The sequence below is a fragment of the gamma proteobacterium symbiont of Lampromicra miyakona genome, from assembly GCF_059730895.1.
The window spans coordinates 484,219-507,841 of sequence record NZ_AP035933.1 but is presented as its reverse complement, the minus strand read 5'-3'; the positions used below and the strand labels follow the sequence as shown (position 1 = coordinate 507,841).

General features: G+C 56.7%; 21 protein-coding genes. 9 read left to right on the top strand and 12 right to left on the bottom strand.

Translation table 11 applies throughout. From position 1 onward, the window contains the following. Positions 1–199 precede the first annotated feature (199 nt). Positions 200–1,396 (top strand): cupin domain-containing protein, encoded by a 1,197-nt coding sequence (locus AC6I8P_RS21825; protein WP_498008287.1) that lies wholly within the window; start codon positions 200–202, stop codon positions 1,394–1,396. Between the two features lie 131 nt (positions 1,397–1,527). On the opposite strand, the gene AC6I8P_RS21820 is transcribed toward AC6I8P_RS21825, so the two are convergent. The 4 genes from AC6I8P_RS21820 to AC6I8P_RS21805 form a co-directional block, all read right to left on the bottom strand. Continuing rightward, on the bottom strand, positions 1,528–4,608 hold the full coding sequence (locus AC6I8P_RS21820) for an efflux RND transporter permease subunit (protein ID WP_498031213.1): 3,081 nt from the start codon (positions 4,606–4,608) through the stop codon (positions 1,528–1,530). Next, positions 4,592–5,761 (bottom strand): efflux RND transporter periplasmic adaptor subunit, encoded by a 1,170-nt coding sequence (locus AC6I8P_RS21815; RefSeq protein WP_498031212.1) that lies wholly within the window; start codon positions 5,759–5,761, stop codon positions 4,592–4,594. The genes AC6I8P_RS21820 and AC6I8P_RS21815 overlap by 17 nt, the downstream gene beginning before the upstream one ends. Positions 5,762–5,858: 97 nt before the next feature. Next, the gene (locus AC6I8P_RS21810) at positions 5,859–7,031 is read right to left on the bottom strand and encodes a sensor histidine kinase (protein ID WP_282996213.1); all 1,173 of its coding nucleotides are present in this window, start codon (positions 7,029–7,031) and stop codon (positions 5,859–5,861) included. After that, positions 7,028–7,723, bottom strand: a complete 696-nt coding sequence (locus tag AC6I8P_RS21805) for a response regulator transcription factor (protein ID WP_498031211.1) — start codon at positions 7,721–7,723, stop codon at positions 7,028–7,030. Before AC6I8P_RS21805 ends, AC6I8P_RS21810 begins: the two co-directional genes overlap by 4 nt. 125 nt (positions 7,724–7,848) lie before the next feature. Here AC6I8P_RS21805 and AC6I8P_RS21800 point away from each other — a divergent pair, with 125 nt between their 5' ends. Continuing rightward, entirely contained in the window at positions 7,849–8,628 is a 780-nt protein-coding gene (locus AC6I8P_RS21800) for a MipA/OmpV family protein (RefSeq protein WP_498031210.1), read from the top strand. Positions 8,629–8,686: 58 nt separating this feature from the next. Here AC6I8P_RS21800 and AC6I8P_RS21795 read toward each other — a convergent pair whose 3' ends face one another. Further along, positions 8,687–9,415 carry an SDR family NAD(P)-dependent oxidoreductase gene (locus AC6I8P_RS21795; protein WP_088517565.1) on the bottom strand — a complete coding sequence of 243 codons (729 nt, stop codon included), beginning with the start codon at positions 9,413–9,415 and terminating at the stop codon, positions 8,687–8,689. Positions 9,416–9,516: 101 nt separating this feature from the next. On the opposite strand from AC6I8P_RS21795, the gene AC6I8P_RS21790 reads away from it, so the two are divergent. The 3 genes from AC6I8P_RS21790 (at position 9,517) to AC6I8P_RS21780 (ending at position 12,239) form a co-directional block, all read left to right on the top strand. Beyond that, positions 9,517–9,894 carry a winged helix-turn-helix transcriptional regulator gene (locus tag AC6I8P_RS21790; RefSeq protein ID WP_021509005.1) on the top strand — a complete coding sequence of 126 codons (378 nt, stop codon included), beginning with the start codon at positions 9,517–9,519 and terminating at the stop codon, positions 9,892–9,894. Between the two features lie 281 nt (positions 9,895–10,175). Next, positions 10,176–10,754 (top strand): YceI family protein, encoded by a 579-nt coding sequence (locus tag AC6I8P_RS21785; protein WP_104093361.1) that lies wholly within the window; start codon positions 10,176–10,178, stop codon positions 10,752–10,754. Between the two features lie 417 nt (positions 10,755–11,171). Beyond that, complete coding sequence (locus tag AC6I8P_RS21780; protein WP_058770269.1) at positions 11,172–12,239, top strand: mechanosensitive ion channel family protein; 1,068 nt, start codon at positions 11,172–11,174, stop codon at positions 12,237–12,239. Positions 12,240–12,351: 112 nt separating this feature from the next. Here AC6I8P_RS21780 and AC6I8P_RS21775 read toward each other — a convergent pair whose 3' ends face one another. From AC6I8P_RS21775 to AC6I8P_RS21760, 4 genes are all read right to left on the bottom strand, one after another. Beyond that, positions 12,352–13,647, bottom strand: a complete 1,296-nt coding sequence (locus AC6I8P_RS21775; RefSeq protein ID WP_498031209.1) for a c-type cytochrome — start codon at positions 13,645–13,647, stop codon at positions 12,352–12,354. 18 nt (positions 13,648–13,665) lie between these two features. After that, positions 13,666–15,441 (bottom strand): GMC family oxidoreductase, encoded by a 1,776-nt coding sequence (locus AC6I8P_RS21770; protein ID WP_283342350.1) that lies wholly within the window; start codon positions 15,439–15,441, stop codon positions 13,666–13,668. Continuing rightward, positions 15,438–16,172 (bottom strand): gluconate 2-dehydrogenase subunit 3 family protein, encoded by a 735-nt coding sequence (locus AC6I8P_RS21765; protein WP_283342349.1) that lies wholly within the window; start codon positions 16,170–16,172, stop codon positions 15,438–15,440. The genes AC6I8P_RS21770 and AC6I8P_RS21765 overlap by 4 nt, the downstream gene beginning before the upstream one ends. Before the next feature lie 594 nt (positions 16,173–16,766). Then, positions 16,767–17,408 (bottom strand): HD domain-containing protein, encoded by a 642-nt coding sequence (locus AC6I8P_RS21760; RefSeq protein ID WP_125310545.1) that lies wholly within the window; start codon positions 17,406–17,408, stop codon positions 16,767–16,769. A gap of 112 nt (positions 17,409–17,520) precedes the next feature. Between AC6I8P_RS21760 and AC6I8P_RS21755 the strand changes: the two genes are divergently transcribed. Next, positions 17,521–18,489, top strand: a complete 969-nt coding sequence (locus AC6I8P_RS21755; protein ID WP_125310543.1) for a GlxA family transcriptional regulator — start codon at positions 17,521–17,523, stop codon at positions 18,487–18,489. Between the two features lie 47 nt (positions 18,490–18,536). Here the strand turns inward: AC6I8P_RS21755 and yddG are convergent, their stop codons facing one another. After that, positions 18,537–19,451 (bottom strand): aromatic amino acid DMT transporter YddG, encoded by a 915-nt coding sequence (gene yddG / locus AC6I8P_RS21750; protein ID WP_125310541.1) that lies wholly within the window; start codon positions 19,449–19,451, stop codon positions 18,537–18,539. Positions 19,452–19,793: 342 nt separating this feature from the next. On the opposite strand from yddG, the gene AC6I8P_RS21745 reads away from it, so the two are divergent. Continuing rightward, positions 19,794–20,774, top strand: coding sequence for an alpha/beta hydrolase (locus tag AC6I8P_RS21745; RefSeq protein WP_369974302.1), 981 nt, complete (start codon positions 19,794–19,796; stop codon positions 20,772–20,774). Between the two features lie 48 nt (positions 20,775–20,822). Here AC6I8P_RS21745 and AC6I8P_RS21740 read toward each other — a convergent pair whose 3' ends face one another. Then, a complete protein-coding gene (locus AC6I8P_RS21740; protein ID WP_058759080.1) occupies positions 20,823–21,677 on the bottom strand; it encodes a Vmh family MBL fold metallo-hydrolase in 855 nt (284 codons plus the stop codon). A 123-nt stretch (positions 21,678–21,800) separates the two neighbouring features. Between AC6I8P_RS21740 and AC6I8P_RS21735 the strand changes: the two genes are divergently transcribed. Then, on the top strand, positions 21,801–22,682 hold the full coding sequence (locus AC6I8P_RS21735; protein WP_262264039.1) for a LysR family transcriptional regulator: 882 nt from the start codon (positions 21,801–21,803) through the stop codon (positions 22,680–22,682). A 31-nt stretch (positions 22,683–22,713) separates the two neighbouring features. On the opposite strand, the gene AC6I8P_RS21730 is transcribed toward AC6I8P_RS21735, so the two are convergent. Beyond that, the gene (locus AC6I8P_RS21730; RefSeq protein WP_260467644.1) at positions 22,714–22,845 is read right to left on the bottom strand and encodes a hypothetical protein; all 132 of its coding nucleotides are present in this window, start codon (positions 22,843–22,845) and stop codon (positions 22,714–22,716) included. Between the two features lie 38 nt (positions 22,846–22,883). Here AC6I8P_RS21730 and leuE point away from each other — a divergent pair, with 38 nt between their 5' ends. Beyond that, complete coding sequence (gene leuE, locus AC6I8P_RS21725; protein ID WP_058770263.1) at positions 22,884–23,522, top strand: leucine efflux protein LeuE; 639 nt, start codon at positions 22,884–22,886, stop codon at positions 23,520–23,522. Positions 23,523–23,623: the final 101 nt, after the last annotated feature.

The following is a 23,623-nucleotide window of genomic DNA, read 5'->3' as shown; positions in this document are numbered from 1 at the left end:
GATCTCAACGAAGCGTAAATGGCGTGAGGCGGGTGAATAGCGGGATTACGCGATGATAAAGGTTTTCTATTGATTTCAGCGGTGACACAAGGTTGGCGGAAGCCACAGTTTGATTATGGTTAAGGGGCATGACACAAACCATAAGAAACTGAGGAAGACAGCAGGTATGAAACTGGAAAACTTATCTCGCAGAAGCTTTATGGCCTTCGCGGCTGGTGGCACCGTGGCGCTGGCGGCCGGCAAGGTCCATGCCCACGACGGCAAGGTGGCGACTTATCCGGCGAATGATCCCAACCATCCGCGCGATCCTGGCCCGCACGATCCGGTGCGCGAAGCACTGAATCCGGATCTGGTCGATCCACCAGCAACCGACAGCGGCACGTTGCCCAACCTGCGCTTCTCGTTCAGCGATGCGCACGTGCGTAAGGGCAGCGGCGGCTGGACGCGTCAGGTGACGCAGCGCGAACTGGGCATTTCCACCACCATTGCTGGCGTCGATATGCGGCTGGATAAGGGAGGCATCCGCGAACTGCACTGGCACAAAGAGGGCGAGTGGGCCTACATGCTGTACGGCAATGCGCGCATTACCGCGCTGGATACCGCAGGTGGCTGGTTTGTCGATGACGTCGGCGTGGGCGATTTATGGTATTTCCCGCCGGGCGTGCCGCACTCAATCCAGGGCCTTGGGCCGGACGGCTGTGAATTCCTGCTGGCCTTCGACAACGGCAATTTCGATGAAGACAGTACCTTTCTGCTCAGCGACTGGTTCAAACATATCCCGCCCGAAGTGCTGGCAAAAAACTTTGGCGTGCCGGCTGAGGTGTTTAACACGCTGCCCTCGCCGGAAGAGGAGTACATCTTTGCCGGGCAGGCACCGGACGGCGCGCCGGCTTCGGCGGTGAGCGGCGGGGTGAAATCGGAGCAGGTCTTCTCGCATAAAATGCTGGCGCAGAAGCCGTTGACGCTGCCGGGCGGCACGGTACGCATTACTGATTCCAGTAATTTTACGGTATCGAAAACCATCGCCGCCGCGCTGGTGGAACTGGCTCCCGGCGCGATGCGCGAACTGCACTGGCATCCCAATAACGACGAATGGCAATACTATCTGGAAGGTCAGGGGCGGATGGGCGTGTTTGCCTCGTCGGGTCAGGCGCGTACGTTTGACTTCCGCGCCGGTGATGTCGGCTATGTGCCCTTTGCCATGGGTCACTATATCGAAAACACGGGTGACAAGCCGCTGCGCTTTCTGGAACTGTTTAAAAGCGATTATTACGCGGATATTTCGCTTAACCAGTGGCTGGCCAGCACGCCGCCGGCGCTGGTGCGTCAGCATCTGCATCTCAGCGACACCTTCATGAAGGCGCTACAGCAGGAGAAGCATCCGGTAGTGAAATAGCCCGTGACCACGCGCAGCCGGTGCTGCGCGTTCTTTCCTGATACTGTCCACATCTGGCGTGCATATCCCGCCCGGAACCCTGTGGATAAACCTTTCGTTGCCCCGTGCCAGCTGGGCTGACCAGCTGGCGGTTATTTTCTGAACGGCCGCCAGCGCAGCGATTTCAGTTTGTCCCGACGGGCTGCTGCCTGCATCACCAGACTCATCGCTGCGGGTAAAACCGTGAGCGTCACCAGCGTCGCCACTAACAGCCCACCGATAATCGCCAGCGCCATCGGTCCCCAGAAAACCTGACGCGAGATGGGGATCATACCGAGAATCGCTGCGCTGGCGGTGAGCACGATCGGCCGTGCGCGGTGTTCTGCCGCAGCCGCAATGGCAGCGTCCGGCGGCATACCTGCATCAACGTTGTTATCCGCCTCGCTGATCAGAATCACCGCGTTGCGGATGATCATGCCAGCCAGGGCAATAACGCCCAGCAGCGCCACAAAGCCCATCGGTGTGCCGGTCGGCAGCATGGCCAGCACAATGCCCGGCAGACCAAAGGGCGCCATCAGCAGGGCCAGCAGCATGCGGGAAATCCGCCGCAGTTGTAACATCAGCAGCAGCAGCATGCAGAACAGCGTGACCGGCAGGATAGCGATCACCGACTGGTTGCCCTTGTCAGACTCTGCTACCGCCCCGTCCTCGTTCAGGCGGTAACCGGCCGGCAAGCTGGCCCTGAAGGTGGCAATCAGCGGCGTGAGGGCGGCGGAGACGGCTTCCGCGCGCAAACCCGGCGCCGTATCGGTCTGGACGGTGATAAACGGCAGGCGCTGGCGTCGCCAGATAACGGGATCCTCCAGCCCCCACTGCGGTGTTGCGACCTGCGTCAGCGGAATTTTTGCGCCCGACGGCGCAGTTAGCAGCAATCCGGACAGGCTGCTCAGGTCATGGCGCGCCGCAGCGTTGCCCTGTAGCACCACATCAATCAGCCGGTTGCGATCGCGTACCGTGGTGATCAGCGTTCCTGACCAGAGCGTATGCAGATACTGAGCAATCAGGTCAGAAGAGAGGCCGGCTGCGCGCGCTGCCGTCTGATTCACCTGCAAAGTGATTACGCGTTCGGGCTCACCGGCGGTTTGATTGACGTCACGCGTCAGCGCTGAGCTGCCGAGCGCGGCGGCCAGCCGCTCTGCCAGCTGCTGCACCTGGCGATAATCCGGCCCGCTGATGCGATAACGAATCGGCCAGCCTACCGGCGGACCGAGCTCGAGCGGCGCGACGCGCGTGGTGATGTCGCTGAAATCCCGGGCAAGCACCGCATCCAGCAAGCGCTGCAGTCGTTCACGGGCGGCCAGGCTTTTGGCCACCACCACCAGCTGAGCGCTGTTTTCATCGTCCAGCAGCACATCCATGGGCAGGTAAAAGCGTATCGCACCGGTGCCGACGTAAGACGAATAGTGGTCAACATCCCGGCTGGCGGAGACAATCCGCTCAAGGCGTTGCACCTGACGCAGGGTGGCCTGCTGCGACGCACTGGCCGGCAGCGCGAGGCTCACCAGTAGCTCAGGCCGATCGGATGCCGGGAAAAACTCGCCCTGCATATACGTGGTGCCGACGCCGGCCAGCAACAGCGCCAGCATCGCCATCGCCAGCGTCAGCATGCGGTGGCGCAGCACGCTGCTCAGCAGGCGGCGATAGAACTGGCTGAGGCGCCCGTTTCCGGCGCGGTGCTGCTTTAGCGTGGCCGGCAACAGCCAGCTGCCGGTCAGCGGTGAAAACAGCACCGCCACCAGCCATGAGCTGATGAGCGCCATCAGCACCACTGCAAACAGGGTATAGCAATATTCGCCAGCGCTGGATGCGGCAAAGCCGACCGGAATAAAACCGGCAATCATCACCAGCGTACCGGTCAGCATCGGGAAGGCGGTGGTACTGAACGCCCAGGTCGCTGCGCCGGTGCGGGAATCGCCGGCCTCCAGCCGCGCCACCATGGTTTCCACCGTGATCATTGCATCGTCCACCAGCAGGCCCAGCGCCACGATCAGTGCGCCCAGCGAGATGCGCTGCAGGCCGATACCGGCCAGATGCATGCCGATAAACGTCATGGCGAGCACCAGCGGGATCGCCGCCGCGACCACCAGGCCGGCGCGCAGTCCCAGCGAAACAAACGAAACCGCCAGCACAATGATCACTGCCTCGCCCAGCACATCGACAAATCCGCTCACCGCCTGTTGCACTACCGCTGACTGATCGGCGATGCGCGTCATCTCAATGCCGTGCGGCAGCTGGCTGGCTTCGCTCTCCATGCGCGCCCGCAGTGCCTGGCCGAACTCCAGCATGTTGCCGGTGGCGGCCATCGACACGGCCAGTCCGATGGCCGGCTGGCCGTTAACGCGAAAAAGCGGGGCAGGCGGCTCGGCGGGGCGGCGCGTGATGGTGGCGATCGCCGTCAGCGGAACATAGCGATCGTTAACGCGCAGCGTAACCGCCCGCAGGCTCGCCTCGCTGTTGAACGCGCCGCTCACGCGCAGGGCGATGTTATCGGTGGCGGTGCGCACGCTGCCTGCCGGCTCGACGACGTTCTGCGCCCGTAGCGCCTCAGCTACCTGCTGCAAATCCAGCCCCATGGCGGACAGCTGGCGCGGGGAAAAAGCCACCACCAGTTGCTCTTCCTGCTCGCCCAGTAGCTGGATCTTACCCACATCCGGCAGACTCATCAGATCGCGGCGAATGTCGTCCACCCGGTCCCGCAGCTCGCGCGGGGAAAAACCGTCAGCAGTGAAGCCGTAAATCGTGCCAAAGGTATCGTCAAACTCATCGTTGACCGCCGGGCCCTGCACGCCCTGCGGCAAAGCCGGGGTCACATCCTGCATTTTTTTACGCACCTGGTACCAGATCCCGGCCACCTGCGCGGGCGGGGTGTCGTCACGCAGATTGACGAAAATGACTGTGCGGCCAGCGTGCGTTTCACTCTGCACATAATCCAGCCAGGGAATTTCCTGCAGCTTTTTCTCCAGCGGATCGGTGACCAGTCTGACCGTATCGTTGATGTCGGCACCTGGCCACTGCGCAGACACCACCGCAGTTTTGATGGTGAACGCCGGATCTTCGTTGCGCGAGAGTTTTTCATAGCTGACGATCCCGGCGGCCATGATTAGCAGCATGAGAAAGGCCATCAGCTGCTGCTGCTTCAGCGCCCAGGCAGAAAGATTAAACGCCGGTTTCATGCTGATCCTCCTGGCTGCCGGCAACGCGTTCACCGTCACGCAGGCTTCTGACGCCCGCCGTGATCACCCGATCGCCCGGCATGATGCCGGCGCGAATCCATACCGCATCTGCCGTGTAGCCGGCAATCGCCACCGTGCGCCGGATAACGCAGTTTTTCACCGGGTCGAGAATAAACACCGCCGGCTGGCCGGCCTGGCGGGTCAGCGCGGTGGCCGGAATCGCCATCACCGCATCCGCCGTCGTGTCGGCCAGCGGCAGGGTGACGGCGACGCTGGCACCCAGCACCATTTCCGCGGGAGGATTGTCCAGTGTGATGCGCACCCGCCAGCTGCGTGTCTGGGCGTCGGCCTGTGGACTGACGTCACGCAGGTGCGCTTCGGCTATCACGGACGGATTCTGCAATAGCGCAACGCGGAAGCGGGCACTGGCCCGGCGATCGAGGGTTTCAGGTGTGGCATCGTCAAATACCACGTCACGGCCTGTGCCAGTCGCAACGGTAAACACCGTCTGACCGGCGCTGACCACCTGACCGGCTGCGGCGCTGACGCCCGTCACCACGCCATCCTCAGGCGCGGTAAGGTGGGTCCAGCGCAGGCTATCCTGCGCATTTTTCAATGCCGCTTCACTGCTCTGCCGCCGCGCCAGCGCAGCCTGCCAGTCGGCGCTGGCGCTATCGAGTTGAGCGCGGGCAATAGCCCCGGACGGCATCAGCAGGCGCATGCGGTGCAGATTTAGGGCCGCCACCTTTTCGGCCGCGCGGCTGCTGTTCAGCTCCGCCTGTGCGCTCGCCAGCTGATTCAGCGCGCCGGGACTGTCCAGCACGGCGAGCGTCTCTCCCTGCCTGAAGCGGCTGCCGACATCAGCGCTGCGCGTCAGAATCCGCCCCTCCAGCCTGAAACTGAGCGAGGTTTCATCATGCGCGCGGATCTCGCCGGTCAGAGTTTGCTGCCCGGCGGGCGCGGGCGGGCCAACCGTGATGAACTTTACCGGACGCGGTGGCGGCGGCGTGGGTGAACGCTTGCGGTCACAGCCGGTCAGCAGCAGGGCCGTCAGCAGCAGACAGGGCAGCAGCGGCAGCAGGGAAACCAGGTGGCGCGGATTAAGCAGGTGGCGCACACCCTGTTTGATCAGGCAGGGAAGCTCGTCGGTCATGGCGCAATTCCTTTATCGGTATTTGCGCCATTACACCGTGCGATTATCAAGAATCCGGCGATGTTCCATCAAGAGCGTGTCAAGAAGGGCAACAACGTCAGGCGTTGCGCGGCAACAAAATCTGTACCTGCAAGCCTCCCATTGCCGGCAGCGTGGCATTAATCGTGCCGCCGTGCGCCTGGCAAATCGCCCGCGCAATCGACAGGCCCAGCCCGCTGCCGCCCGAGTGGCGGGCGCGTGACGCCTCACCGCGCGCAAAGCGCTCAAACATCAACGCCAGAAACGCCGCAGGAACGCCCGGGCCGCTGTCCTGCACGATGATTTCGTAATGATCAACGGTGTTGCGCGTGCGCAGCTGCAGCTGGCTGCCGCTTCCGGCATAGCGCAGGGCGTTTTCCAGCAGGATGGTGAAAACCTGTCCGAGACGGAACGGATCGACCGGCAGCAATGTCTCTTCAGCCAGCGCTACCCCGGTGCTGATGCGCGCTTCATCCAGCTGCGGTTTGATCCACTGCAGGCGCTCGCGCAGGATATCGGCCGGGTTGCAGCGGACTTTCTCCAGCGTGAGCTGGCCGGCATCCGCCAGTGACAGCAGATGCAGCTCATCGATCAGCCGGTGCAGACAACTGAGCTGCGCCATGATCAGGGCGAGCTGACGTGAGTCAGCGCTGAACACGCCATCAAGCAGCGCCTGCAGACGCACCATGGCGGCGTTGAGCGGCGACCGCAGCTCATGCGCCATGGCGACATGCGACGTACGCAGCTCTTTGTCGTAACGCGCCAGCTGGCGCGTCATCGCGTTGAAGTTGTGCGCGAACTGCACCAGTTCGGCGGGCGCTGCCGGTGTTAACGCCGCCTGCGCACCGAAGTCGCCTGCGGTCACCTGGTCTGCCGCTCGTCTGAGCTGGCTGAACTGTGCAGAAAGCGGGCGCGCGTGGCGCAGCCCGAAATAGGCAATAAACGGAATGGTCACCAGCACCAGGATGCCGACGGTGATCCAGTCCGAGGAAGCAATGGACGGGTCGGAGTAGCGTATGCCCCACCAGCTATCGATGATCTGGTGAAAGCGCGCGGGATCGCGTTCCGGATGCGCACGCAGGGCGAGAAATTCATGCAGAACCGCCGGCGGCATATGGTGCGTGATCCACAGGTACTGCACCGTGAAGCGCAGCCACATGCACAAAGCAATCAGTACCACGGTACCGATAGCCAGCGTCAGAATGCGCAGACAAAGCCAGCGCCAGAGCGTTTGTGGAGATTTTTCTGTCATGGCTGGCGGAACCGATAGCCTACGCCGCGCACGTTGAGCAGCACGCCCGCCACACCGGCCGCTTCCAGCTTTTTGCGCAGGTTATATACGTGGGTATCAATCACCCGCTCCAGCGCGTCGCTGTCCGGCATACACTGCTCCAGCAAAAACGGGCGGCTCAGCGCGCGCACCGGTGCGCGCATCAGCGTGACCAGCAGCGTGAATTCGGTTGGCGTGGTATCAACGCAAAGCACGTTACCCGAGGCCTGCGTGACGGTAACCGTCATCGCGCCGCTGTTCACCTCCAGCCCCTGCCAGCGCAGGATCTCTTCCTGCGGCGTTTTTACCGCGCTGCGCCGCAGCACTGCCTGCACGCGTGCCACCACTTCGCCGGGATGATAAGGCTTGACCACATAATCATCCGCGCCGTAGCGCAGGGCACCGATGCGATCGGGCGTATCGCCCATGGCCGTGACCATAATCACCGGCACCTCGCTGCAGCGCCGGAGTTTTGCCAGCACCTCGGTGCCGTTCAGGCCGGGCAGCATTACATCAAGCAAAATCAGATCGGGCTGCCAGCGCAGGGCCAGCTCAAGTCCGCTCAGGCCATCCGCGGCAACACGCACCGCATAATTTTCCCGTAGCAGATACGCCTCCAGCACCTCAGCCGCGTCAGCGTCGTCCTCAATAATCAGGATATTTTTGGTCTGCATAACTCACCTTGACAGTTTCTTCATAAATCCCTGGCTGTTTGTTGACACAGCCCCGGGATACTCCGGCTTCGCGCTGCGGCTGCCCGGGCAAGGGGCGGTAAACGGACCGATAAAGAGGTGACACGATGATAACCAGAAAAACGCTGATGTACATGACCCATCTGCTACTCATGATTTCCGCTGCCGCCAGGGCGGATGGCGACGCACAGACCAGCCTGACGCTCGGCGCGGGGGCGCAATTCGCGCCACGCTACAGCGGATCGAATAAAACACGGGTGCAGCCGGTACCGATTTTCCAGGCCAGAGATGGCGCATTTTTTGCTGATGCCCAGAAAGGCATTGGTTATGACCTGCAGAGCGACAGCGGGGTTTATCTGGAACACACGCTGGGTTATGGCCTGGGCCGAAGCGATAAAGATTCGACGTGGCGGGACGGCGCCAGCCGGCTGCAAGGCATGGGAAACATCAGTGCGACGGTGAACACTGCACTGGCGCTGGGCTGGCAGCTCACACCGTGGCTGAGCGCAGAGGGCAAAGCGGTGCTGCCGCTCAGCGATGATCAGGGCGTGAACTATCAGGCATCCGTTACGCTGGTGCTCCTCCAGCGCGACAGCGATACCGTTGCACTGCAGACGGCGGCGCTGTTTGGCGATGCGCGTTATATGAATACCTGGTATGGCGTGAGCGATGTCCAGAGCAGGCGCAGCCGGTTTTCACGCTACGATGCCGGCGGCGGCTTCTATGGTGTTGCGACTACGCTCACCTGGAGCCACCAGTTTGATGCCCACTGGGGCACGCTGGTCAGTGCCGGTTACAGCTGGCTGGGCGATCGCGCCGCGGACAGCCCGATCGTGTCCCGGCGCGATCAGGTCACCGGCACGGTCGGCTTTAGCTACACCTTCTGAGAAACGTTATCGCTGGCTGCACAACGCCCGACCGGCGCGCTGTGCAGCACGACAACTATTACGCGGACATGCCGCCATCAATCACCAGTTCGCTGCCGGTAACATAGACACTTTCGTCCGATGCGAGGAACAGGGCGGCCGCCGCAACTTCGTCAGGATGGCCGAGGCGTTTGGCCGGTATCTGCGCGCTGAATGTCTGTCGTATCTCGTCGCTGACCTGGTCAAACATCGGCGTGTCCGTCGGGCCAGGACTAAGCGTGTTGACGCGAATGCCGCGCGGTGCCAGTTCGCTGCTCCAGGTGCGGGCATAGGCGCGCACCGCGGCTTTGCTGGCCGAGTAAGCGCCATAGCCGGGATTGGCCATGCCGCCCGCAATCGATCCCACCAGCACGATGGCACCGCCTTCCGTCATGTGCTTCACCGCATGCTGTACGGTGAATACCATGGCACGCACGTTGAGGCCGAACGTGCGGTCAAAGTGCTCTGCGCTGGTCTCTTCGAGGCTGGCGGGTTCAGCCACGCCAGAGGAGTTCACCAGAATATCGAGACGTCCGGCGCGGGCCTGCACGGTGTCAAACAGACGGGCAACATCGTCTGCGCTGGTGAGGTCGCCTGCTATCGCCTCAATGCGGCCGCCAGTCAGCGTGACGGCTTCGGCCAGCAGCGCTTCACGTCGCCCGGTGATGAAAACGTGGGCACCTTCCTGCACAAAACGGCGCGCGATGGCGAGGCCGATACCACTGCCGCCGCCGGTCACCAGCGCGACTTTTCCTTCGAGTTTCATTATGGCTGCTCCAGAATGAGAGGGGTGGACGGCTGATGATACATTTCGTATATTTAGTGTCAATTACGCACCTTATCTACATTAGATATACATAAGGAAACCTCATGCCGACTGATATCGCGGCGCTGCTGGCAGAGATCAACAGCACCCGTCCAATCCTGGAACAGGTCGCCAATAAGTGGTCGGTATTAATTCTGACCGTGCTGTGCACTGAACCCGCGCGCTTTAACGCGATCAAGCGCCGTCTTGATCCGATTACCCACAAGGCACTGACGGAGGCGTTGCGCCGGCTGGAGCGTAACGGCCTGATTAGCCGCCGCGTGATCGCCTCGTCCCCGGTGGCGGTGGAATATGCCATTACGCCGCTGGGCCAGACGTTGCAGGATCCGTTTGTTGCGCTGGTGAAGTGGGCCAGAGAGCAGGGCGATGCGATTGAAAAGGCACAGGTTGTCTATGATCAACGTCGTGCCAGCGAAGAATAAAGCGTGGCGGCCGCCGGCTATTCAGGCGGTCTGTTAATCGCATGCTCAACATGGTTTGCCGTTCTTCTCCTCGCCGCTGAATTAGCCCACATAAAAACGGAATTATTAAATTCGACTCGCCGGAATTTAATTACGTCATTTCAGGAAATTTCACGCTGCGTTATTATTTGTGTGCAGGAAAAAACGGTTAAAAATTTTGAATGGGTAAAGCAAATGATTTCAATAACACCTTTGCAGGTTTGCGCTACAGTATTAGCACTTGATTATTTGAGGATGTTTCCATGAAATTATTGAAAAAAACGGCGCTGCTTTCTCTGGTGGCGTTATATGTTCCCCTGTCACATGCCGCGGCGACGGAATATAACCTTGACCCGCAACATACTTCCGTGGTGATCGCATGGAATCACTTTGGTTTCTCTCATCCGACTGCTGATATTTCTGATGTTTCCGGTCAGCTGGCTTTTGATAAAGAAAACCCGGAAAAGTCACAGGTTAATGTGACCCTGCCGTTAAAAACGATTGACACGCATGTGCCCGCGCTGACCAAAGAGTTTCTGGGGAATGAGTATTTTGACGTTAAAAAATATCCTCAGGCCACCTTCCACAGCACCCATGTGGAAAGCAAAGGCGATAATAAATATGATGTGCAGGGTAATTTAACCATCAAAGGGATCACTAAGCCGGTTGTGCTGCATGCCACGCTGAACAAGCAGGATATGCACCCTATGGTTAAAAAGCAGGCGATCGGTTTTGATGCCACCGGCGTCATCAAACGCTCGGACTTTAAAATCGATAAATATGTTCCGGCCGTGGGCGACGAAGTGACGATTACGCTCTCTACCGAGGCGTATGCCAAATAATGCATTGCGCGCTTAATCGCGCGCTTTTTCTCTGCATCAACCTGCGGCGCTATGCGCGTGTTCAGCGCGAGCTGGCGCAACAGGTTGTCTGTACTTCTTCCCTGGGTGCAGCATCACTGCCTGCCAGCGCATTTCTCGTCAGCACCCTCTGACGGTTTGCCTCATCACCTGCCTGCAATTTCAGACCTTTAGCAATAAAGCCGAAAAAAACCACCAATTCATACCCTTGCGATGACCGCCAGCACTGCACCTGATTACCTGATGGGTTTTTACCCTGCTAACAGCGGCCAGTGAACTATATTTTTACCCACTGAAGTGCGAAATCATGGGTTTAGCAGATAACCGGCACGATAACGGTTACTGATTTTGGTGACTTATCTGACAACCACGGTTGTTAGCTGAACAGAAGGGAATATCATGCCATTACTTCCTGGTGAGTTATCTGGTGCGCCGACATGGGTGCCTGCTGTATTGCTCGTCACACTCTCGCTACTGCTGGGTTTTCTGGCCCGCTTTCTTCTTCTCAGGTTTATCCGCTACTGGCAAAGCCGCGATCGCAAGCTGTTTAAATCGCTGGAAAAGCATCTGCGGGGATCGTTATTTTTATTCATTCCATTACTGCTGATCAATATGGGGATGAATTATGTGCATCTTGATCCTGGGTCACTGAGCTTTATCGCCACCACGCTTAATATCTTTATCATCTTATCGTTCTGTTCCATTTTGATTCGTCTGATTAACGTAGCGCAGGATATGTTGTTTATTCGCTACGATATCAACCTGTCGAACAATCTGCGCGCGCGTAAAATTCGTACGCAATTAATCTATGTTAAAAAAGTGGCTATCGTCATCCTGGTATTGTTTTGCCTGAGTTTAATTCTGCTCAACTTCCCTGGTGTACGTAAATTCGGCACCACCATCCTCGCGGGTGCCGGGGTCGCCGGTATCATTATTGGTTTCGCTTTGCAAAAGTCGCTGGTGAATCTGTTTGCCGGCATTCAGATTGCTTTCACCCAACCGATAAAAATTGACGATGCGGTGGTGGTCGAAAAGGAGTGGGGCTGGATTGAGGAAATCAATCTGACCTATGTTGTGGTGCGCATCTGGGATTTACGCCGTCTGGTGCTGCCCATCACCTATTTTACCGAGAATGCATTTCAGAACTGGACGCGAAATAATGCGCAAATATTGGGGTCTGTGTTTCTCTATGTTGATTACTCGATGCCGCTGGCGCCGCTGCGTGAGCATTTTGAAAAAATCCTCAATGAGACGCGGCTCTGGGATCGCGAAACTCAGGTGTTACAGGTGACCGATACCACGGAAAAAACCATGACCATCCGTTTACTGATGACCGCGCAGAACTCACCGACGGCATGGGATCTGCGCTGCTATGTACGCGAGAAAATGATTGAATTCATTCAGCAGAATTACCCGCAGAGTCTGCCGCAGGTCAGAGCCACCCTGACCGACGCCGACAAAGCATAGTTCAGGCTGGCGATGGGGCATCGCTCGGTAATTGCTCAGGTTGCCATTGCTATCCGGCGTCATTATCAGGGCCCTTGTCGGGGCCCTGACAGGGCGTTTTCTCCGTCCGTTTTTACTGACTCTTTTCCTTATCCGCCTCCACCGCCTTCGGCAGATCTTTACGCAGTTTTGCTACCTGATCCGCGCTTACCGCAGGTGCCTGATTGCCCCAGCCGTTACGAATGAATGTCACCAGATCCGCCACCTGCTGATCGTTGAGCCGCCAGGCAAAATCAGGCATAGCCAGCCCGGTGACCGCCTCCTTCGTGACAGCCATTTTGCCGCCGCGCAGTACAATGCTAATCACCGATGAAGGATCATTACTCAGGATCGCTGAGTTACCAGCAAGAGAAGGAAAGGTTTTGGCATAGCCTTTGCCATCCAGGCGGTGGCAACCTGAGCAGTTATCCATATACAGCCGTGAACCAGGTACGCTGATGTCTCCCCGGATAAGCGCGGCAGTGGTGGTATCGGCGGGTGGCGCAGACGGCGTATCAGGGGCGGAAGCTGGCAGTGACTTCAAATAGCTCGCCACCGCAGCAAGATCGGCCTGGCTGAGATATTGCGTGCTGTGCTCTACCACATCCGTCATAGAGCCGAACGCGGCTGAGGTGTTGGTACGACCGGTTTTCAGGAATAACGCAATATCTTCATTTGACCAACTGCCGAGTCCCGACTTCGCGTTGCCGGTCAGATCCGGCGCATGCCAGCCCTCCAGTGTCCCGCCGGTCAGGTAAGTTTTGCCCTGCTGATCTAAGGATTTTTCCTGATAAGCAATGCCACGCGGGGTATGACAGGTGCCGCAGTGACCCAATCCCTGCACCAGATAAGCGCCACGATTCCACTCCGCACTTTTGGTGGTATCCGCTGCGTAAGCGTTATCGTCGTGGAAAGCCAGATTCCACAGGGCCAGTGGCCAGCGCATATTCAGTGGCCATGGGATATCGCTTTTTCTGTTTTCCGCGTGAACCGCCGTTACGCCATGCATCATGTAAGCATACAAAGCATGCATATCTTCATCGCTAACTTTGGCATAAGCCGTATAAGGCATCGCTGGATACAAATGGCGCCCGTCTTTCGCTATTCCCTGACGTAATGCTTTAGCAAAGTCGTCATAGGTATATTCGCCAATACCGGTGGCTTTATCCGGGGTGATATTGGTCGAATAAATTGCGCCAACCGGCGTCATCATTTTCAATCCGCCGGTAAAGCTCTCTTTTCCGGCAATCGAGTGACAGGCAACGCAATCTCCTGCAGTGGCAATATATTTACCCTTGCTGATGAGTTCCGGAGAGACATCTTCCGCTGCAGAGGATAAAGCACAGAATAGTGTTAATAAGGACAGCCATTTCAAACAGGTCATTTTCATCTTCTTATCCTTATCCCCTTAAGCCTGAACCATTGGGCCTGGGTTTTTCAGGTAAATCGTTTTGATTGCGTTCGCTGAAAACAGCGTGGTTGCGCCGACGATTCCCGTGGGGTTGTATGCATGGTTTTGTGGGAAGCAACTGGCGCCGGCCACGAAAACGTTGGACACGTCCCAACACTGCAGATATTTATTCACCACGCTGGTCGCCGGGCTGTCACCCATTATGGCGCCACCGGTGGTATGGGTAGATTGATAAGGACGAACATCGTAATGCGTAGATAAGTTTTTGAAGCCCATGTCGTAAGAATCTGGCCCGATAGCCTTAATGATATTTTCCGTTTTGCCTGCCATGAACTGGGTCATTTTGAGTTCATTCTGCTGCCAGTCAAACGTCATTCTTAATAAAGGCAGCCCATAACCATCGGTATAGGTCGGGTCAAGGTCAAGATAACATTGCTTATAAGGCATGACAGATGAACTGACGCCAATGCTCATATTATGCAGGTAGCTATCCCTGATTGCTTTTTTCCAGCCGCTGCCCCATTTAGGCGCATTTTTAGGCGTGACAGTTTGTTCAATAGGCCGGGCGCCGGTAACATGCGCAGAGACCGTACTGCCACCAATAAAGCCTGCAGCAGAGTGATCGAAGTTTTCACTGTTGTAATTATCAATATAGGCGCCTGACGCACCGGTGGCGGCAAAATGGTTAAAGTAGGTCTCTTTATTGAAGAACAGTTTTGCGCCGCCTAACATTTGATAGGCATAATTCCTGCCAACCACGCCTTCGCCTGTCTCGGGATTATAAGGCTTACCGATTTTGGATAGCAAAAGCAGCCGGACATTATGCAACTGGAAGGCGCTGAGGATAACCATCGCTGCGGGTTGTTCGACTTCACTGCCATTTTCATCAATATAGGTTACGCCAGTGGCCAGTTTACCCGTGTTGTCTTTATTGACGCGAAGCACATGTGATTTACAGCGTAATTCAAAGTTATCGTATTGCTTAAGGGCGGGGATAACGCTGGTTTGTGGCGACGCTTTAGAATAGTTATAGCAACCGAATTTCTCACAAAAACCACAATAGTTACAGACGCCGAGCGCAACGCCGTACGGGTTGGTATATGCCCCAGTGCAGATGGCGGCGGGACCCGGGAAGGGATTGTAGCCCAGTTCTTTCGTGGTTTTTTCAAACAGCATGGCAGAATACTGGTAAAGCAACGGTTTGGTCGGGAAAGGATTCGCGCGTTGCGCTTCGAAGGGGTTGCCACCTTCGATGATATTGCCATTCAGGTTCCCGGCCTGGCCTGAAGCACCACAAATTTTCTCAAACTTATCAAAATAGGGTTCTATTTCACTGTAGCTGAAAGGATAGTCCTGCAGCGTCATACCCTCAGGAATAAAACTGGCACCATATTTTTCAGTCACCACGGTTTTCAGTCGGAGATCCGCTTCCAGTGGCCGCCACAGTAGACCATTCCAGTGTACGCCAGCGCCGCCCACGCCGTCGCCGGGTAAAAAAGAACCCATGCGGCGATAAGGTAAAGCGGTATCTTTAGTGGTATGCCTTACCGTCACGCTCTCTTTGGATATGTTCTGAAAAAGTTTTAGCCTGACACCATATGTCAGCTCATCAATGATACGGGGATAGGCAAAGTCAGGGTAAGTATCTCGCTGTTCTCCCCGTTCAAGCGCAACAATTTTTAATCCGGTTGAGGCTAATTCCATCGCCATCAACGAACCAGCCCAGCCAAAGCCAACAATAACTACATCTACAGGTTCTTTTTTAATCGTCATTTTTTTGCACCATACTTGCCAGAAATACTCACAGGGCCTAAAGGATAAGGTTTATCGGGGTTCTCCATAACCTGAATAAAGTCCGCGCGCGCGCCCGGGAAACCAATTAATTTCCAGGATGCCATGGTTTGATTACCGCCATGCACCGGATCGGCTAAATAACCTTCTTTAGTGTTCTGTAGTAACTGAGAGAAAAATAACTTGCCGGGAATAGTATCAAGCACGATTTTTCCCGACTCCAGATCGTGTAAAATCGCTTCCTGTTTTTCTTTGCTTAAATCTGCGAAGTTATTCTGGAACTTTTCACGGCAGTATTTGTTCAGGTTGATAATTCCCCGGCGGTAAATTTCCCGTGGCACCAGATTAGTCTGGTATCCCATCTCAGGAATCGATTCCTGAAATGGCGGGCTCATATACCACAGGTAACCATAGCCATAAGGCAATTCCATTTGCTTATCGATGTAAACGGGCACGCCTTCACTCACCGCACCGGGGCCGAATTCGTCTTCAGGAATCAGCAGGTCCGTTGCGGATAAAATAAATCGCCATTCGTCATTATTAAAAAATACCGGAACGTAGTGATAGGTCTCACTTTTTTCTTTAGCCGGAGCTGCAGAAGCCATCGCGCTCACTGCTGTGGTGCCTGCAAGCGCGGTGAAGGGGATAACAGAAAGGGTTTTCTGCAGAAATGACCTTCTGGATGTTTTGATTGGTTGCTCTTTTGATTTCATTCAAATGATTCCTGAGTACAAAGACATGGCGCTTTGCACTACTTGCTTTTGCCCACCCCCTTTCTTTCCCAGGGGAATAATAAATAACCTCAACTAATTGTTTTTCTGTATTCAATCCTCTGGCCATGCGGCAGCCCGATCTCTCGGGGATCGATGCATGCTGTAAGCAGTCTTACTGGATAGTCGTTTCGATTTTACATGGTGAAACAGTGTTGTACCATATGAAACAAAGTCATTTTCTCACCCTATTTGTAACGAAGATATACATGCGTGGTGGGCAAATTGTTATGAATTGGTCGCTTTCATTAACATCCGCTACCGGCAAAACGTCCAGCGGACATCAGGCAGCACGGCAGCGGCAGGGGACGGCAGTCCATTTCTGGCATAAAAAAATGCCCGCAGAGCGGGCATAACAAAAAACTACAGGAAAAATTCTCGTCGCAACGCTTGAGCTGTGTGTTGCGTCACTATAGTAGCAACGAAAATTCGCCCCTGCTGACAATGTTCGATGAGTTAATTTTGTTGCCGGGATTCACAGCGCACGTTTCCGTCGCCATTTCTCCCGTTCGCGGTGAGCTATCTCCGCTGTCCATGTTAACCCGTCCAGCGCGACTGGCGGATAATCCGGCAAAAATTCATCGGGCGAAATGCCGGTTGCTTATCAGCAATGACATCAGCTTTCACGTTGCCGAAAGTCGTCGCCGGTTTGTGTTGAATGCCTTCATAAAATGCCTGGATAATTTCTTCTTTAAACTGTGCCGGACGGGGATGCTGCTGCACCACGGCTTCACGTTGCTCATCGCTGAAGTGATCATAGTCAATACCCAGCACATCCATCTCAACGCCGGCCGTCACCAGGGCGATTTCCCCGGCCATAAATTGCGGAATGCCGGGCGTCGTGTGCAGGGCAATCGCCGTCCACACTTTATCAATGTCCGCCTGGGCAACCCCGTAATGTTGCAGGAAATCGCGCGCCGCATTGGCGCCATCGACTTCAAAGCGCTTATCGCAGCTGCAATGCTGTTGCGTCAGGCCCACATCATGAAACATGCAGCCAACGTAAAGCAGCTCGGCATCCACTTTGACGCCCAGTCGCTGACCTGCCAAAGCGCCCCAGTAAAAAACGCGGCTGGAGTGATGAAATAACAGATCCGATTCGATGTCACGTACCAGCGCGGTAGCATCGCGCGCCATTTTGCTGTCCGGAATACGAATGCCGTTAATAGTAAAACTCATGGTGATGTCTCCGCTTAGTGAAGTTGCGTTCAGCATAAAGCCGCGCGACAATGTCATGAATTTCTGTTTAACGATGATTTCAGACATTGCGATTTAAGCGGACAGCCAGACAATGACTCACCATCACATTACCCTTTTGGCCGTTCCCGGCGCCCAGTTGCTGGATATTTCCGGGCCGCTGGATGTATTTGCCGAGGCAAATCGGCTGCTACATCGTCAGGTGTATCAGCTCAGCGTGATGTCGCTGCAGCACACCAGCATCCGCTGCTCGTCTGGTGTCCGGCTGGAAGCCGACGTTGCGCTAACTGTGGCGACACAGCATCGCGCCGATACCTTTCTGGTCGCCGGAGCACCTGACGCCAGCCAGATGCAGCTCTCCGCCAGTGATCGCCAGCAGATTATCGCGCTCTGTCAGCGCAGCCAGCGTTACGGCTCGGTGTGTACGGGGGCGCTACTGCTGGCGCAAACGGGTTTGCTGAACGGAAGGAAAGTCACTACTCACTGGGCATGTGCGGAACGGCTGGCATTACTGCTACCCGATGCGCAGGTCGAAGCCGATGCGCTGTATGTGGCGGATGGTGCATTACGCACGGCTGCCGGGGTGACATCCGGACTGGATCTGGCGCTGCGGCTGGTGGAAGAGGATCTCGGGCGCGAGCTGGCGCAGGAGGTGGCCGCCAGCCTGGTGATGTTCTTCCAGCGCCCGGTGACACAGGGACATTTCGTGCGTAAACAGCAGGTGTCCCTGGCCGGACGCAGCGCCTTTCAGGAGATGCAGCGCTGGGCAATCGCGCATCTGGCACAGATTCGCGGGCTGGAAGACCTGGCGGCGCACATGCACCTCAGTACGCGGCATTTAGCGCGTCTGTTTCGGCAGGAGATGCAGATCCAGCCTGGCGCATGGCTGGAGCAGGCACGCATCAGCCACGCCCGGGCTTTGCTGGATGCCGGTGAGCTGCCGCTCAAAGCGATCCCGGCGGCCTGCGGTTATCACAGTGCCGATGTGATGCGCCGCGCGTTTGTCAAAGTGACCGGCATGACGCCGTCGCTGTATCGCAAAATGTTCCCGCCGCCGCGCTGAGTCTGCACCACTGTCCGTATTCTCGTCCGGCTGCGCCATCCAGCCGGTTATTCCAGCGTATTGCTTTCCAGCTTACGCGTTGCAGTCCCGCGCGTTGACCACCAGCAGAGCAGCGAACCGAGGCAAACCATCGCCGTGCCTTGCCAGAAGGAGAAGGTCAGGCTGGAGTTAAGGATAAAAGCGGCTATCAGCGACGAAATGATAGGGATAAAGTAGGAAGCTGCGGCTAACAGCGTGACATTGCCGTGCAGAATGCCGACGTTCCACGCCGCATAGCCGAGCCCCATCGCCATCGCTGCCAGCGCCAGGCTGATGCACGCCTGCAGCGAAAACACCACGGGCGGCTGCGGTGATAGCAGCGATTTCAGCCACAGCGTCAGCGCAGTTAAGATGAAAAACAGCGTGATGCCGTTACTGCCTTTCGCGCTATTTTTTGTCACGACACAATAAACCGCCCAAATCATCGCACCGCCAAATGCCAGACCATAACTGAGCGGATTATCCATCACATTGTCGATCATTTCGCCCAATGAAAATCCCCGATCGCCGCTCAGTACCCGACAAATACCGGCGACGGCAAGCAGGAGGCCGGGAATAATCAACGGGCTGGTCTTTTGCCGGTTAACCATCACCGTTAAAACGATGGTCATCGCCGGCCACAGGTAATTAACCATGCCGACTTCAATCGCCTGATGGCCGCTATGAGTAAAACCCAGCGACAGCGACAGGCAGAGCTCATAGCAGACAAACAGCAGGCTGCCGATCAGCAAATAGCGGCGGGGAAACTGGCGCAGGTCAGGAAAACCCACGGTGAGCAGTAACAGCAGGGCGCTGGCGCTATAAATCAGCGCGGCACCGGTTACCGGACCAAAACTTTCACTGACGCTTTTTATTAATCCTACAATCGTGCTCCACAGCAGAATGGCCAGCAGACCAGTCAGGGTAGCTTTACTCTGCGGCATTACCCGTTACCTCAATGTGTGAAAAATCGCGGCGTGCTCGCCAGTGTGGCGGCTGGCGGGGACGCAGACAAGATGAATCTGCAGGTTACCAATGTGACTGGCCGGAAAGCGAACCCGCCTGCAGGCAAAAATTTGAAAAAATATCCTGATTAAAATCAGTGTAATAGAGTAGTGATGTAAATCTTCGCTAAAAAATATCTTGCTATTAAATAGCGCGCTATATAAATTCAGTCTCAGTTCAGAACACGACCATCAAGTCATTATCATTTAAATAGTGCGCGATATAATCGCAAAAAACATTAAAGGAGTAATACCATGAAATTACAACACTCTCTGCTTGCCATGGCGATGGCTACTGCATCTGTAAATAGCTTTGCTGACGCACCACAACCTGAACGTCACGTGCAGCAGTTTTTACAGGCGCTGAACAGTAGCGGCGGCAAACCGATTGAGCAACTGTCACCGCAGGCGGCGCGCCAGGTGCTGATTGATGCGCAGAAGGGCGTAACGCTGCCGCCGGCCGACGTCACTGAAAAAACCATTCAGGTAAACGGCCAGCCCATTAAGCTGAATATCGTAAAACCGCAGGGCGCACAGGGTACGTTACCGGTATTTATGTTCTTCCACGGCGGCGGCTGGATCCTCGGTGATTTCCCGACCCACGAACGTCTGGTGCGCGATCTGGTGGTGGAATCTGGCGCTGCGGCTGTGTTTGTGAACTATACGCCGTCACCCGAAGCGCATTATCCGCTGGCCATCAATCAGGCTTATGCGGCGACACGCTGGGTGGCGGAACACGGTAGTGAAATTGGTGTCGATGGCAAGCGCCTGGCGCTGGTTGGTAACAGCGTCGGCGGTAACATGGTGGCCGCGGTCGCGCTGCAGGCTAAACAGCAGCAAACGCCAGCGATTCGTTATGACATCATGCTGTGGCCGGTAACCGATGCGCGCTTTGATACCGCTTCGTATCACCAGTTTGCCAACGGATATTTCCTGTCGCGTAACATGATGAAATGGTTCTGGGACGCCTACACCACCAAACAGAGCGAGCGCGACAATATTCTCGCTTCGCCACTGCGCGCCACAAAAGAGCAGCTGCAGGGCTTACCGCCAACGCTGATTCAGACGGCAGAACTGGATGTGCTGCGTGATGAGGGTGAAGCCTTTGGTCGCAAACTGGATGCCGCCGGTGTGGATGTCACCGTGACGCGCTATAACGGTCTGATTCATGACTACGGCCTGCTCAATCCGCTGAGCGAGGTGCCGGCGGTCCGCACCGCGATTCGCCAGGCGGCGGAAGAGCTGAAAACCCATCTGCAGTAAGCTTCAGGCCAGGCGCGGCGGCGTCTGGCCCGTTTATTTATCCTCGCGTCACTTCCACTTCATCTCACCGGTATTCACCTTCGCGCTCAGCTCCAGCGAGCTGACATCCGCTAAGGTTGGCCATGCCTGTTTCATCGCCTGAATCACCGCCGCGGAGCCTTTGTGCTGTTGCAGCGCCCGCTCAAAACTTTGCAGATAATCCAGGGTAAAGGTGACCGCCTTATCGCCCGCCGGACGCGCACCCAGATAGTGGCCGGGGATCACCACCTGCGGCTTCAACTGCTGCATTTCTCGCAATACCTGACGCCACTCTGCGCGGCTGGCTGCGGTCTGCGTGTCCGCGGTCCAGACGTGAATGCCTGAGTCCACCACTGTGCCACCGAGTATTGCCTTACTGGAGGGAATCCACACGTAGGCTGATTTTTCTGCCGCGTGGCGCAGCTCGATGCGCTCACCATCGACGCTAAACCGCGTCTGGTGGGTAATCTGTGGTACATACAGCTGGTGCGGCGCAGCGCCGTTCATCTGCGGTCCCCAGTACTGCAGCTTGGCATCTTTGGTCGCTTCGATATGTTCCACTACCAGCGGCGAGGCGACAATTTTGGCCTGCGGGAACGCCTGCACCAGCGGCTCAAGACCGAAGTAGAAATCCGGATCGCCCGAGGTGATCACGATGTGAGTCAGCTGCTTGCCGCGCGCTTTAATCAGTTCCACCAGCTTCTCGCCATCTTTGGGGCTGAACTGCGCATCAAACAGAATCGCTTCATGCGGACCGGAGACCAGCGTCGACGAGACCGGAAAAATTCCCTGTTCCTGTGGGTTATACACGTCTAACTGCAACGGGGCGGCAAAAGCCGGCGCGGCGGCTAGGGTGACCAGCAGCGCGAGTGATTTCATCTTCATGGCATCTTCCTTTTTACGGCAACGTGCCGTCACTGAAAGACGCTATTGTAAGCAAATCGCCAGCTGGCAGAATTCCCGCAATCAGATATGATCAGTTGCATAAAACGATCAGATGGAGCCTGCATGGACAGAGTGACGGCAACGCGGGTGTTTAACCGGATTTGTGAACTGGGAAGCCTGAGCGCGGCGGCGCGCGCGCTGGATATTTCGCGCCCGATGGTCAGTCGCTATCTTGATGAAATGGAGAAGTGGGCGGGCGCACGCCTGCTGCACCGTTCTTCACGGCGGCTGACCATTACCCCGGCGGGTGAGCAGATTTTGCATAAGACACGCGCGCTGGCCCGGCTGGCCGACGAGATTGAACAGCAGGGCGATGAGGGCAAACCGCAGGGCACGTTGCGCGTGGCCTGTGCACATTCAACCGCCACCCACATTCTTGGACCGATGATTCCGGCGTTCCTCGCGCGTTACCCGGCGGTACGTATTGAGCTGGAGATCAATAATCAGCCGGTCAGCCTGGTGGGTGAGCGCATCGATGTGGCTATTCGTATTACCGACGATCCGGAGCCCGGCGCGATTGCCCGCAGGCTGGGTGAATGTGCCTCGGTAGTCTGCGCTGCGCCGGCCTATTTAACGCAGCAGGGCGAACCGCAGACGCCAGCGGATCTGGCACAACATAATTGCCTGCACTACAGCCGCTTTGCCGGGCAGCGCTGGCAGTTTCACGATGCGCAAGGCGAGGCGGTTTCCGTGGTGGTGAGCGGCAATTTCAGCGCCGGTATTTCATCCGTGTTATGTGATGCCGCTATCGCCGGCTGTGGGGTTGCCATGGTGCCGGCAATGGAGGCACAGGCTGCGCTGACCAGCGGTCAGTTACGTTGCGTACTGCCCGGTTTTCAACCGCGCACCTTAGGCATTTATGGCCTGTATATGTCGCGCGAACGACAGCCTGCGGTATTACGGGTATTTCTGGATGCGGTGATGCAGCAGTTGCAAAACCTCTGAATCATCACTGTGACAACGTCACTGGTGCCTGTCACGCGCTGTATGCGTTACGTAACACCGTTTCGACATACTGAACCGTGGCGTTAAGCGACAAATCCACCGCACAACTGCTACTATGCGCCGCGCCGCGGCAGTTGAGCAGCGCGCCGGGTTCCACTTTCACTCATTTTTACCTGCTTAACGGCATGGGGTAGCACCGTAATGTTTCACGATTTAGGCATCATCAATCTCTGGACTTTCCTGGCGGGCGCGCTGGTGATCATTCTATTACCCGGACCCAACAGCCTGTATGTGCTGCGCACCGGGATGAGTCGTGGGGCAAAGCCGGCCTGTCAGGCGATAGCCGGGGTGATGGCGGGCGATTTAATTTTGATTTTCCTCGCCTGGGCGGGCGTCGCGACGCTGATCCGTACCAGTCCGCATATTTTTATGGTGGTGCGTTATCTTGGTGCCATGTTCCTGCTGTATCTCGGCGTGAAGATTATCATCGGCGCGCTGCGCAAACGCAGCGGCGATCAACCGGCTGAAGCGGTAAAACAGGAAAACTATTTCCTGCGTGCGCTGCTGCTTGGCGTAACCAATCCCAAGGCGATTCTGTTTTACGTTTCGTTCTTCATTCAGTTTATCGATCCGCGCGTAACCCATACCGCGCCGGCGTTTGCCACCCTGGGTGCGCTGATTCAGGTGATCAGTTTCAGCTACTATTCACTGTTGCTGGTGGCTGGCGCGGTGATGGTGCGCTATCTGCGCAGCCGCACCCGCCTGGTCAAGCTGGCGAACATGCTGACCGGCATGCTGTTTTTTGGCTTCGCCGTGCGGTTAGTCAGCGCGCAAAGCTAACCCTTCTGACGCACGCCACGGCAGCAACTCCGCCTCCGCTGGCTGCACCCTAAAATGGCAACGCGATGATGCAGCGATGTGCACAGCTTGTGCGCATTGCC

Coding starts and splice junctions, on each gene's coding strand:
- AC6I8P_RS21825 (WP_498008287.1), top strand. CDS start 200: ATGGCCTTCGCGGCTGGTGGCACCGTGGCGCTGGCGGCCGGCAAGGTC.
- AC6I8P_RS21820 (WP_498031213.1), bottom strand. CDS start 4,608: ATGAAACCGGCGTTTAATCTTTCTGCCTGGGCGCTGAAGCAGCAGCAG.
- AC6I8P_RS21815 (WP_498031212.1), bottom strand. CDS start 5,761: ATGACCGACGAGCTTCCCTGCCTGATCAAACAGGGTGTGCGCCACCTG.
- AC6I8P_RS21810 (WP_282996213.1), bottom strand. CDS start 7,031: ATGACAGAAAAATCTCCACAAACGCTCTGGCGCTGGCTTTGTCTGCGC.
- AC6I8P_RS21805 (WP_498031211.1), bottom strand. CDS start 7,723: ATGCAGACCAAAAATATCCTGATTATTGAGGACGACGCTGACGCGGCT.
- AC6I8P_RS21800 (WP_498031210.1), top strand. CDS start 7,849: ATGATAACCAGAAAAACGCTGATGTACATGACCCATCTGCTACTCATG.
- AC6I8P_RS21790 (WP_021509005.1), top strand. CDS start 9,517: ATGCCGACTGATATCGCGGCGCTGCTGGCAGAGATCAACAGCACCCGT.
- AC6I8P_RS21785 (WP_104093361.1), top strand. CDS start 10,176: ATGAAATTATTGAAAAAAACGGCGCTGCTTTCTCTGGTGGCGTTATAT.
- AC6I8P_RS21780 (WP_058770269.1), top strand. CDS start 11,172: ATGCCATTACTTCCTGGTGAGTTATCTGGTGCGCCGACATGGGTGCCT.
- AC6I8P_RS21775 (WP_498031209.1), bottom strand. CDS start 13,647: ATGAAAATGACCTGTTTGAAATGGCTGTCCTTATTAACACTATTCTGT.
- AC6I8P_RS21770 (WP_283342350.1), bottom strand. CDS start 15,441: ATGACGATTAAAAAAGAACCTGTAGATGTAGTTATTGTTGGCTTTGGC.
- AC6I8P_RS21765 (WP_283342349.1), bottom strand. CDS start 16,172: ATGAAATCAAAAGAGCAACCAATCAAAACATCCAGAAGGTCATTTCTG.
- AC6I8P_RS21760 (WP_125310545.1), bottom strand. CDS start 17,408: ATGAGTTTTACTATTAACGGCATTCGTATTCCGGACAGCAAAATGGCG.
- AC6I8P_RS21755 (WP_125310543.1), top strand. CDS start 17,521: ATGACTCACCATCACATTACCCTTTTGGCCGTTCCCGGCGCCCAGTTG.
- yddG (WP_125310541.1), bottom strand. CDS start 19,451: ATGCCGCAGAGTAAAGCTACCCTGACTGGTCTGCTGGCCATTCTGCTG.
- AC6I8P_RS21745 (WP_369974302.1), top strand. CDS start 19,794: ATGGCGATGGCTACTGCATCTGTAAATAGCTTTGCTGACGCACCACAA.
- AC6I8P_RS21740 (WP_058759080.1), bottom strand. CDS start 21,677: ATGAAGATGAAATCACTCGCGCTGCTGGTCACCCTAGCCGCCGCGCCG.
- AC6I8P_RS21735 (WP_262264039.1), top strand. CDS start 21,801: ATGGACAGAGTGACGGCAACGCGGGTGTTTAACCGGATTTGTGAACTG.
- leuE (WP_058770263.1), top strand. CDS start 22,884: ATGTTTCACGATTTAGGCATCATCAATCTCTGGACTTTCCTGGCGGGC.